The 10,750-nt window shown below is 70.9% G+C and carries 12 protein-coding genes; 9 read left to right on the top strand and 3 right to left on the bottom strand.

Annotated features, from left to right (window positions below):
* Positions 1–41: 41 nt before the first annotated feature.
* The gene (locus tag ACLQ3B_RS08680; protein WP_425779843.1) at positions 42–1,211 is read right to left on the bottom strand and encodes a DUF222 domain-containing protein; all 1,170 of its coding nucleotides are present in this window, start codon (positions 1,209–1,211) and stop codon (positions 42–44) included.
* 241 nt (positions 1,212–1,452) lie between these two features.
* On the opposite strand from ACLQ3B_RS08680, the gene ACLQ3B_RS08675 reads away from it, so the two are divergent.
* From ACLQ3B_RS08675 to ACLQ3B_RS08665, 3 genes are read left to right on the top strand one after another with little or no spacing between them, the layout of a single operon-like run.
* Positions 1,453–2,037, top strand: a complete 585-nt coding sequence (locus tag ACLQ3B_RS08675) for an ArsR/SmtB family transcription factor (protein ID WP_425778975.1) — start codon at positions 1,453–1,455, stop codon at positions 2,035–2,037.
* Between the two features lie 42 nt (positions 2,038–2,079).
* Positions 2,080–3,468, top strand: coding sequence for an MFS transporter (locus tag ACLQ3B_RS08670; RefSeq protein WP_425778973.1), 1,389 nt, complete (start codon positions 2,080–2,082; stop codon positions 3,466–3,468).
* On the top strand, positions 3,420–4,271 hold the full coding sequence (locus ACLQ3B_RS08665) for a menaquinone biosynthetic enzyme MqnA/MqnD family protein (RefSeq protein WP_425778971.1): 852 nt from the start codon (positions 3,420–3,422) through the stop codon (positions 4,269–4,271). The genes ACLQ3B_RS08670 and ACLQ3B_RS08665 overlap by 49 nt, the downstream gene beginning before the upstream one ends.
* A gap of 23 nt (positions 4,272–4,294) precedes the next feature.
* On the opposite strand, the gene ACLQ3B_RS08660 is transcribed toward ACLQ3B_RS08665, so the two are convergent.
* Entirely contained in the window at positions 4,295–5,257 is a 963-nt protein-coding gene (locus tag ACLQ3B_RS08660; RefSeq protein WP_425778969.1) for a hypothetical protein, read from the bottom strand.
* Entirely contained in the window at positions 5,257–6,249 is a 993-nt protein-coding gene (locus tag ACLQ3B_RS08655) for a hypothetical protein (RefSeq protein ID WP_425778967.1), read from the bottom strand. Before ACLQ3B_RS08655 ends, ACLQ3B_RS08660 begins: the two co-directional genes overlap by 1 nt.
* 371 nt (positions 6,250–6,620) lie before the next feature.
* On the opposite strand from ACLQ3B_RS08655, the gene paaA reads away from it, so the two are divergent.
* Genes paaA through ACLQ3B_RS08625 form a run of 6 tightly spaced genes read left to right on the top strand, consistent with a single transcriptional unit; the run spans position 6,621 to position 10,719 of the window.
* Entirely contained in the window at positions 6,621–7,697 is a 1,077-nt protein-coding gene (paaA, locus tag ACLQ3B_RS08650) for a 1,2-phenylacetyl-CoA epoxidase subunit PaaA (protein ID WP_425778965.1), read from the top strand.
* Entirely contained in the window at positions 7,694–8,014 is a 321-nt protein-coding gene (gene paaB, locus ACLQ3B_RS08645) for a 1,2-phenylacetyl-CoA epoxidase subunit PaaB (protein WP_425778963.1), read from the top strand. Before paaA ends, paaB begins: the two co-directional genes overlap by 4 nt.
* Positions 8,011–8,736, top strand: coding sequence for a 1,2-phenylacetyl-CoA epoxidase subunit PaaC (paaC, locus tag ACLQ3B_RS08640; protein ID WP_425778961.1), 726 nt, complete (start codon positions 8,011–8,013; stop codon positions 8,734–8,736). The genes paaB and paaC overlap by 4 nt, the downstream gene beginning before the upstream one ends.
* Entirely contained in the window at positions 8,730–9,206 is a 477-nt protein-coding gene (gene paaD / locus ACLQ3B_RS08635) for a 1,2-phenylacetyl-CoA epoxidase subunit PaaD (RefSeq protein ID WP_425778959.1), read from the top strand. Before paaC ends, paaD begins: the two co-directional genes overlap by 7 nt.
* Positions 9,203–10,321 (top strand): 1,2-phenylacetyl-CoA epoxidase subunit PaaE, encoded by a 1,119-nt coding sequence (gene paaE / locus ACLQ3B_RS08630; RefSeq protein WP_425778957.1) that lies wholly within the window; start codon positions 9,203–9,205, stop codon positions 10,319–10,321. Before paaD ends, paaE begins: the two co-directional genes overlap by 4 nt.
* Positions 10,318–10,719 (top strand): hypothetical protein, encoded by a 402-nt coding sequence (locus tag ACLQ3B_RS08625; RefSeq protein WP_425778955.1) that lies wholly within the window; start codon positions 10,318–10,320, stop codon positions 10,717–10,719. Before paaE ends, ACLQ3B_RS08625 begins: the two co-directional genes overlap by 4 nt.
* The last annotated feature ends 31 nt before the right edge of the window (positions 10,720–10,750 follow it).

The following is a 10,750-nucleotide window of genomic DNA, read 5'->3' as shown; positions in this document are numbered from 1 at the left end:
CGCGCCGCGCGGTTTCGGGCGGAGTGGGCGTGGTGGCGGCGTCAGCAGCGCAGGTGGTAGAGGTTGCGACGTGGGGTGCGCAGCGGGTCGAGCCAGCTGGGCGGGAGGAATTCAGGTCGACCGTCCGCCGCGATGCGAACCGTCCAGTCGCCGCGGTGGATGAACCGGTGGTGGTAGCCGCAGAGCAGCACCGCATTGCCCAGCGCCGTCACCCCACCGTCGGCCCAGTGTCGGATGTGGTGACCGTCGCACCACCTCGGCGGCCGATCACAACCAGGAAAGGCGCAACCGCCGTCCCGCAGGAGCAGCGCGCGACGTAGTGGGCCGGTGAAGAGCCGGCGCTGGCGACCGACGTCGAGCACCTGACTGTTGCCACCAAGCACGACTGGCAGCACGCCAGCGTCGCAGGCCAGGCGGCGGACCGCGCCGGGCGTGAGGCGCGTGCCGGTGTCCAGTGCTCCGGCGCGTACGCCGTTGACCAGCTCGTCGAGCGACACGGTCACCACCAGCTGAGGGCGGTCGCCGCCGTTGCCGGGCAGCTGACCGGTGCGTAGCGCCAGACGACAGACCTCGCCCAACGCGTCGGCGCGGCGCTGACCAGGACTGCGGTCATCGTGCTCACCGGTCGGGGCGCAGAGCGGGTCGATTGCCTCGCGCAGCAGGCTCGCGGTTTCGGTGTCGAGGTTGCCGCGGAGGCGTACCTGCCCGTTCTGCTGCTCGGAGAGGGTGACGTGCCGGCGGGCCTCGGCCCGCTCGCTGGCCCGCTCCAGAGCCTTCAGTTCAGCCTCGTCGGCCAGCTCCGGGGCGACGTGCGTGAGGACGCGTTCGCCGAGCCGACTGAGGCTTGTCGGACCGAAACGGTCGGCCCAGGTGACAAGCAGTTGGGCGGCCTTGTCCGCCACTTCGGGACCAGCCTCGACCGGGAGAGCGGCGATCGTCTCGGCCACCACCCGACCCTGCTCGACGGCGATGGCACCGCTGAGCAGCGCCGCGCGCACCGTTGGCGGGGCGGCGTCGATGGTGGCGGCGAGCTGGACCAGCTGGCGCGCACTGCGACCCGAGAGCCGGAGCCGCTCCCGCAGCCAGACCGCGGTGGACGAGGCACCCTGGGCGACCGCCACCCCGCGACCGTCCAACTCGCGAACCAGGCCGAGCTGAACGGCGGCCAACCGTTGCGCCAACACCTGAGTCGCGTCGAGAGAAGCAAGCAGATCGTCATCGGAGAGCCCTCAGAGCGCGGTCTCGGCGCAGTCGTCAACCGCACCGCCCACCTGCTCCAACGCCTCCAACATGTAAACAGAATGGAACTGGTGTACGACACTTTCGGGTTGGCGTTGATCAATGAATGGGAACTGAATTCGTCGTCATGGCGAGCCGCCCGCGCCCTGCTCGTGGTCCGGGCGGAACGTGGGGGTGATGGCAGGTTGGGGGACCTGCCGGGATCATGGGCCCATGACCGAGGCCCGCCCTGATTCGCGCCGGATGACGATCAGCGACCCGCAGGTGATGCGGGCGATGGCCCATCCGGCCCGGATCGCGATCATGGAATACCTGAGTAGCCGCGAGAGCGGCGGGACCGCCACCGAGTGCGCCGAGATCGTCGGGCTGTCGCCGAGCGCAACCAGTTACCACCTGCGTGCGCTGGCGAAGTTCGGCCTGGTCGAGCAGGCGCCGAGCCGGGGGGACGCGCGCGAGCGGCTGTGGCGCGTGCCGAGTTTGAGTGTGCAGGTCGAGGCGGGTCGTGATGCCGGGCCCGAGGCGCGTGCGGCTGAGCAGGCGCTGGTGGAGGCGCATGCGGTCCGGGCCATGGAACGGACCCGGGACTGGTTGCGGCGGGCCGGCGACGAACCCGCCGAGTGGTACGACAACGCCCTGTTCAGCGACACGTTGTTGCTGCTCACCGCCGAGGAGCTGGCCGAGTTGAACGAGGCGGTGCTGGCCCTGCTGCGGCCGTACCAGCCGCGACGACGGCAGGGTGATCCACCGCCGGGGGCGCGCAGGGTCGCCGTGCAGTACCGAACGGTGCCGCTGACATAGGCAGGGTTGCATGGATCAGTTGTGAAGGATTATCTTCGAAGTATGTCCTTCACAACTGATGAGTCGCGCTGGGCGGATGTCTGGATCGCCGCCGCCGCTCGGGGCACCACGATCTGTGGGGACTTCCTCGCGGCGACCGCCCTGGCGCTGGCCCTCCAGGGTGCCGGTGCCGGTGGGCTGGCCGTCTCGGGGCTGCTGCTGGCCGCCACCCTGCCCCTGGTGGTGCTCGCCCCGCTCGCGGGCCGACTCGCCGACCGGACGGACAGCCGTACCCTGCTGGTGACCATCGGCTTCGGGCAGGCCGCGATCTGCGCGCTCCTCGCCGTCGTCGAGCAGCCGGTCCTGGTGGTCGGGCTCGTCACCCTGCTGGCCTGCGGGCTCGCGGTGACCCAACCCTGTCTGGCAGCGCTGCTGCCGGCGATGGTCCGTCCGACCGACCTGCCGCGGGCCAGCGCGATCAGTCAGACCGCCGTCTCGCTCGGCGCGCTCGGCGGCCCGGTGCTGGCCGGCCTGTTGGTGGGGCAGTTCGGCACCCGCGTACCGCTGCTTCTCGACGCCGCGACCTACCTGGCGCTCGTGGTGGCGAGCCTGCTGCTGCGGACCCGACGCGGCGGCCGGCGGCCCGCCGCCAGCCACGCCGTCGCGACCAGCCGGGCCGTCTCGGGCGGCGTGACGACCGCCGGGGGTACGGAGATCGGCTGGCGGCTGCGCCGCGACCCGCTGATGCTCGTCATGGTGGTGAGCACCGCCGTGGTGATCGCGGCGATCGGCGGCATCAACGTGATCGAGGTCTTCTTCATCCGGGAGACGTTGGGGGGTTCACCCACCACGTACGGCCTGGTCAGTGCCGCGTGGATGGCGGGCATGCTGCCGGGTGGCTGGCTTGCCGTACGACTCGCCAGGCGGCTCGACGACGACGGCGCGTTGGTACGTGGGGTGCTGGCCACCCTGGCCGTGTGCAGCCTGATGGTGTTGCTCGCGGCGACGGTGCCGGCGGCGGGCGTGTTGGTGCCGCTCTGGCTGGTGGGGGGCGCGGCCAACGGTGGCGACAACGTCTTCGCCAACCTGCTCACCGCTCGGCGGGTGCCGGAGGCGATGCGCGCTCGTGCGTACGCCAGCTACGGCGCGGCGGTGCAGGGCGGCTCGATGGCGGGCTTCCTGATCGGCGGAGCGTTGCTCGCGGCCGTGCCGCCTCGGCCGCTGATCGCCGGCGCCGGTGTGGTCGGGCTGCTGGTGGTGCTGGTGTTCGTGCCGGTCGTGACCCGGGCGGCACGGCGGCCGTCGCCGGCAGGCGGCCGACAATCAGCCGGGTCAAGTGCGGGCTTGGCCACTCCGGGCCGGCCCGCCGAGCCGGAGCCAGCCGCCGGGGATACGGTCGGGCCATGTCTGAGCGCATCGCACGCCCGCGAGTCGGGCACATCCAGTTCCTGAACTGCCTGCCGATCTACTGGGGTCTGATGCGCTCCGGTGCCCTGCTCGACGTCGACCTGCACAAGGACTCGCCGGACCGGCTGAGCGCGGCGCTGGTCGCCGGCGATCTCGACATCGGCCCGATCACGCTGTTGGAGTACCTGAAGCACGCCGACGAGCTGCTGCTCCTGCCGGACCTGGCGGTGGGCAGCGACGGGCCGGTGCTCTCGGTCAACATGGTCTCCACCCGGCCCCTCGGCGAGTTGGACGGCGCCCGGGTGGCGCTCGGTTCGACCTCGCGGACCGGGGTCATGCTGGCGCAGCTGCTGCTCGCCGAGCAGTACAACGTGCGGCCCGAATACTTCCGCTGCCCGCCGGACCTGACCCAGATGCTGTTGGAGGCCGACGCCGCCGTGCTGATCGGCGACGTGGCGCTGCGGGCGTACTACGAGGCGCCGCAGAAGGGCCTCACGGTCACCGACCTCGGGCAGGCGTGGCGGGAGTGGACCGGGCTGCCGATGGTCTTCGCCGTCTGGGCGGTCCGCCGGGACTTCGCCGCCGCCCACCCGGGCCTGGTCAAGGAGGTGCACGAGGCCTTCCTGCGCTCGCGGGACCTCTGCCTGGCGGAGTTGGACCAGGTCGCCGAGGCGGCGGCCCGCTGGGAGACCTTCGACGCGGAGACGCTTGCCACGTACTTCCGGACCCTCGACTTCTCCCTTGGCGACCGGCAGGTCGCCGGGCTGCGCGAGTGGGCCCGGCGGGCCGCCGCCATCGGCGAGGCCCCGGCGCTGCCGGACGGCGGCCCCGAGTTCTTCGCCGGCTGACCCGGCCGGCCGGGCCTGCGGGATCAGGTGCCGGGGCGGAGCAGTGCCTCGGTGATCTTCTCGCAGTTCTTCATGCCGTAGTCGTAGCCCATGTTGATCGGGTACTTGACCATCACGCCCATCGTCCAGGTGTCACCGATGGCCAGGCAGTTGATGTGCATCTCCTGCTCCCTGGTCCGGTCGATCCACCCGTTCTTGATGGCGATCTTCTTCTGCTCGGCGGCCGGGAAGGCCTTGCGGATACCGAAGTCGCCGGCACCGCGAACCTGCTTCATCTCGTTGAGCAGCCACTTGGTCCACTTCGGCCCGGCGGCCGTGCCGGTGACGATGCAGTTGCCCATCCGAGCGGTGTCGCGGGGGGAGAGCGCCGTCCGGCTCCAGCCGCCGTCGGGGGCGACGCTGCTGTCGGTCAGCTTGCACATGGAGATGAGTCGCTTGATCGAGGCGTCCCGGTCGACCTGGTTGTAGAACTGCTCGGCGCGGGTGTTGTCGCTGTCCCGGATGATCCGTGTCGCGTCGGCGAGTTTCGCGTCGCTCGGGGTCTGGCCGGCGTCGGCCGCGCGACGCAGGTAGTCGGCGACGATCCAGGCCTTGATCATCGAGGCGGTCGTGCTGGTCTCGCCCATGTTCTTCGAACCGATGATCTTTCCGGTCCGACGGTCGAGGACGCTCCAGGAATACCAGCCGGTGATGTCCAGCTTGAGGTCCTTGGCCACGAAGGGCAGCGGTTCCAGCGACGGGCTGGGGCTCGGTGACGGCGAGGACGGCTGGCGGGCGCTGCGGTCGGTGCCGGCGCCGGTGGGGCGGTCGCTGGCGCTGGAGCCGGCGTCACCCCACTTGGCCGCGGCGGACGACTCGAACGGCGACCCGGGCAGCAGCCGCAGCGACACCAGCACCAAGCCGATCAGGATGACCGCGACGGCGATCAGCCGAATCGGGGAGGTCTCGCCGCCGTTGCGCCGGTCGACCCGACGGTTGCCGGCCATCAAAGCTTCCCGACCGGCTGCTGCGGCACCTTGAGCGCGGCGCCGGGCTGCGGGGTGACCAGTTGGGTGGCCACGCTGGCGCAGACCTTCGCGCCGTAGTCCAGGCCGGTCCTGATCGGATAGCGAAGCATCACGGCGAGGCTCCACTTGCCGGTGACGGCGAGGCAGTTGACGTGCCAGTTGCCGTCGCCGTAGATCGGTGTCCACCCGTTCTTGATGCTGACCGGGCCCTGCGCGGTGATCGACTTGGGCAGACCGTCGATGATCCCCCAGCGACCACCGCCGGACGAGGTCCGCTGGTCCTTGGCCGCGGTGGTGCCCTTGACCTTGCTCATCTGGTCCAGCACCCACTTGGTCCACTTCTGACCGGCGGCCTTACCGTCGGCGATGCAGTCGCCGACCCGGACCGCGTCGCGGGGGGACATCCGGGTGAAGCTCCAGTAGCCGGTGTACGGCTTGACGTTGCCGCGCCTGGTGTCGGTCAGCCCGCAGATCTTGATCGCCCGCTGGATCACCGGGTCGGGAACGCTGCTCGACGAGGGCTTGTACGAGCCTCCCGCGGCGGCGTAGACCTTGTTGGCCGCCCCGTCGTTGCTGTCGACGATGGCGAGTCGCGCCATCTCCTTCATTGCTGCGGACGGCTCCTTGTTGCCGAGCTGCCGCAGGTAGTCGGAGACGATCCACGCCTTGATCATCGATTCGGTGGTGCTTGTCGCGGTCATGTTCGGCGACCCGGAGATCTTGCCGGTCTTGCGATCCAGCAGCGCCCACGAGAAGAACTGACCCTTGAAGCTCACCGACACCGGGCCCGGCGCCAGGGTGGGCGGCGGTGGTGGGGCGGGTGCGGGAGCGGCGACGCTCGACGTGCCGCCTCCACCGCCTCCGCCGGCGTTGTCGTCACTGGCGAGTTTGGCGTACGCGGTGGGGACCAGCAGGACGCCGCCGAGCACGACTGCCGTGATGGCGAGCACCAGGGTCACGCGAGATCGCATGAGTGGGTGAACTCCAGGTGTCAGGGCCGGGGGGACCGGCTTGTCGTCGGGACGAATCGGTGCGATCGCCGAGGCCGGGGGAGGTGGCCTCTGTGGAGATGTCGATGGTCGGCAGCCGATCGGTTGTCCGGCAGAAGTCTACGTCCGGACCGGCGGACCGCCAGGGTTCGACACTAGGCAACCTGCGATAAAGGCGCGATATGGGGCCACTATGAGGTTTTTGCAATGATTCACCTTTGTTTCGTGGCCTAAGTCACGGCGTCGGGGCGGCCGCCAGGTAGCACAAAGCAGTCATTCAGTTACGGATGGGATGCCCGGATTCCTGTTACACCCCCTGGTGCAATGAGGCGCTAGCTGTAACACTTAGCCTCATGTATGGCAACGACTTCTCCGCCCCGGACGGCGCCCCCGACGAGGCGCCCGGCGGCCTGCTGGGCGAGGTCGAGGCCGCCGAGGCCGAGCTGCGGGCAGCGGCGGCGCGCGGGCGGCGTGGCGGTCCCGGGCCGGACGAGGACCTGGCGGCGTACTTCGCCGAGGTGGTCGACGCCGAGCAGAAGATCGAGCCCCGCGACTGGATGCCCGACGCGTACCGGCGGACGCTGATCCGCCAGATCGCCCAGCACGCCCACTCCGAGATCATCGGCATGCAGCCGGAGGGCAACTGGATCAGCCGGGCGCCGTCACTCAAGCGCAAGGCGATCCTGCTGGCCAAGGTGCAGGACGAGGCGGGCCACGGCCTCTACCTCTACGCCGCCGCCGAGACCCTCGGCATCAGCCGCGACGAGCTGGTCCGGCTGCTGCTCGACGGCCGCCAGAAGTACAGCTCGATCTTCAACTACCCCACCCTGAGCTGGGCCGACGTGGGCGCCATCGGGTGGCTGGTGGACGGCGCGGCAATCGTCAACCAGGTGCCGCTCTGCCGCTGCTCCTACGGCCCCTACGCCCGCGCGATGATCCGGGTCTGCAAGGAGGAGTCGTTCCACCAGCGGCAGGGGTACGAGATCCTGCACACCCTGGGGCACGGCACCCCCGCCCAGCGGGCGATGGCCCAGGACGCGGTGGACCGGTGGTGGTACCCGTCGCTGGCCATGTTCGGCCCGCCGGACGGCGACTCCACGCACTCCGCCCAGTCGATGGCCTGGAAGATCAAGCGCTTCTCGAACGACGACCTGCGGCAACGCTTCGTCGACATGTGCGTCCAGCAGGCCGAGATCCTCGGGCTGCGCATCCCCGACGCCGACCTGCGCTGGAACGACGAGCGGCAGGCGTACGACTACACCCAGCCGGACTACGACGAGCTGATGCGGGTGATCTCCGGCGACGGGCCGTGCAACCGCGAGCGGATCGCCCACCGCCGCGCCGCGCACGCCGACGGCAGCTGGGTACGCGAGGCCGCCGCGGCGTACGCCGCGAAGCGGTCGGGACAGAAGGAGACGGTGGCCGCATGAGCGAGCGTAGCGAGCAAGCCGAGCAACCTGGCATGACGAGTCATTCGCCCTTGTGGGAGGTCTTCGTGCGGGCCCGGCGCGGGCTGTCGCACACGCACGTCGGCAGCCTGCACGCCCCCGACGCCGAGCTCGCCCTGCGCAACGCCCGTGACCTCTACACCCGCCGCCAGGAGGGCGTGTCCATCTGGGTGGTGCCGGCCGGCGCGATCACCGCGTCCAGCCCGGACGAGAAGGACGCCTTCTTCGACCCGGCCGCCGACAAGGTCTACCGCCATCCCACGTTCTACGAGGTGCCGGACGGGGTGGCACACCTGTGAACGGGCCCTTCGACTTCACCCTCGGCCTCGGTGACGACGCGCTTGTCACGGCCCAACGGCTGGCCGAGTGGACCACCCGCGCACCGGAGATGGAAGAGGACATCGCGCTGGCCAACATCGCCCTCGACCAGCTCGGCGCGGCGCGCCTGCTGCTGTCGTACGCGGGCGAGTTGGAAGGCGCCGGTCGCGACGAGGACGCGCTGGCGTACCTGCGCGACGACCGCGAGTTCCGCAACGCGCTACTGGTCGAGCTGCCCAACGACGACTTCGCGGTGACGATGGCGAAGCTGTTCTTCCTGGCGGCGTACCAACTGCCGTTGTACACGGCGCTGGCCGGTTGCGCGGACGAGCGGTTGGCCGCGATCGGCGCGAAGGCGCGCAAGGAGTCGGCGTACCACCTGGACCACGGCTCGCTGTGGGTGAAGCGGCTCGGTGACGGCACCGAGGAGTCGCATCGTCGGATGCAGGCGGCCGTCGACCAGGTGTGGCCGTACACCCATGAGCTGTTCGCCGCGGACCCGGCGGCGCCTGTCGACCCGGCCACCCTGCGGCCGGCGTTCGACGAGGTCGTCGGCCCGGTGCTGGCCGAGGCGACGCTCACCCGGCCGGAGAGCGCCTGGGCCCCGGCCGGCGGGCGGGCCGGTGTGCACACCGAGCACCTGGCCTACCTGCTCGCCGAGATGCAGGTGCTGCACCGGGCCCACCCCGGAGCGACGTGGTGAACCCCAGAGACGCGGCCGCGTCGGTGGTGGACCCGGAGATCCGGGTCATCACCATCGACGAGCTGGGCATCCTGCGGGCGGTCGAGGAGGATCCGGCCAGTGGCCGGGTCACCGTCACCATCACCCCGACCTACACCGGCTGCCCGGCCATGGACGTGATCCGGGCCGACATCCGCCGCGCGCTCACCGCTGCCGGCCACCCGGACGCCGAGGTCCAGACCGTCTACAGCCCACCGTGGAGCACCGACTGGATCTCCGAGGGCGGGCGGGCCAAGCTCGCCGCCGCCGGGATCGCCCCGCCGGCCCGGGTGCCCGCCGCCGGCGTCGTCTCGCTGACGCTCGCGGTCCGCTGCCCACAGTGCGGCTCGCCGGAGACCGAGCAGCTCAGCCGGTTCGGCTCCACCGCGTGCAAGGCACTGTGGCGGTGCCGCTCCTGCTCCGAACCCTTCGACCACCTGAAGGCGCTGTGACTGTCACCATCACCCGCCCGGTTCGCCGCCGGCCCGTCTTCCACAAGTTGTCCGTAGCCGCCGTCGACCGGCTCACCGACGACTCCGTGGCGGTGACCTTCGCCGTACCCGAGGAACTGCGGGAGACCTTCGCGTTCCGCGCGGGCCAGCACCTCACCGTGCGTCTTCCCGGCTCAGCCGCGCCGGACGGCGCGGACGTGCGCCGGTCGTACTCGATCTGCTCCACCCCCGACGACCTGGCCCGGCGCGGCCGGTTGCGGATCGGGGTGCGGGAGATCCCCGGCGGCGCCTTCTCGGCGTTCGCCTGCGGGGCGCTGCGCGGTGGCGACACGGTCGAGGTGCTGCCGCCGCTGGGCACCTTCACCACGGCGTTCGCGCCGGACCGGGCGCGGCACTACGGCGCGGTCGTCGCCGGCTCCGGCATCACCCCGGTGCTCGCGCTCGTCGCAACCGCCCTGGCCGTCGAGCCGGCCAGCACCTTCACCCTGGTGTACGGCAACCGCACGGCGAACACCGTGATGTTCGCCGAGGAGTTGGCCGACCTGAAGGACCGCTATCCCACCCGGCTGCACCTGGTGCACGTCCTCTCCCGGGAACAGGGCGAGTCGCCGCTGCTCTCCGGCCGGATCGACGCCGAGCGGCTGGGCCGGCTGCTGGGCACCATCGTGCCGGGCGACCTGATCGAGGAGTGGTTCCTCTGCGGCCCGTACGCCATGGTGGTCGACGTCCGGGACGTACTGACCGCACGCGGGCTGCCCGAGTCGGCGGTGCACACCGAACTGTTCCACGTCGACACGCCACCGGAGCCGGTGCGTCGACCCGTCGACCAGGCGGGCGCCGGGGCCGAGGTCACCATCGTGCTGGACGGCCGGTCGTCGAGCTTCACCATGGGTCGCGAGGAACGGGTGCTGGACGCCGCGCTGAAGGTGCGGGGCGAGCTGCCGTACGCCTGCAAGGGCGGTGTCTGCTCGACCTGCAAGGCGAAGGTCGTCGACGGCGCGGTCACGATGGCCCGCAACTACGCGCTGGAGCCCGACGAGCTGGCCGCCGGCTATGTGCTGACCTGCCAGTCCAGCCCGACCACCGACAAGCTCACCATCGACTACGACGCATGACGACGCCGAACGACCGCGAGTTCGTCGACCGGTTCGCCGAGGTCACCAGGGGACGACGGCCGACCGGCTACGTGGAGGGGTGGGAGCAGCTCGTCGAGTTCTGCGAGGAGGGGTACGACGACAACCTCGACGAGTACTGGTCCGACCTCAGCATCCGGGAAGCCATCGAGCGGGTGCTGACCGACGAACGGTTGTTCGGCTTTCCGCAGATGGGGTGGGTCCGGGAGCGGATCGAGGCGGCGGACGAGCGGTTCCGGGCGCTGCTCTCCGAGCAGCCGATGCCGGGGCACTCCGAGCGGTCGTGGTGGGAGGCGTACCTGCCGGCGTGGGTGGGGCCGGAGCTCGCGGCGGAGCTGCGGGACAGCTACGGCATCCACGTCGAGGTACGCGAGAGCTGACGGCGGCTGTGGGACGTGCCGCACCGCGCCG

Origin of the sequence: Micromonospora sp. DT53 (assembly GCF_049841535.1) — a bacterium.
GTDB lineage: Bacteria > Actinomycetota > Actinomycetes > Mycobacteriales > Micromonosporaceae > Micromonospora.
This window is presented reverse-complemented; position numbering and strand designations above follow the sequence as displayed.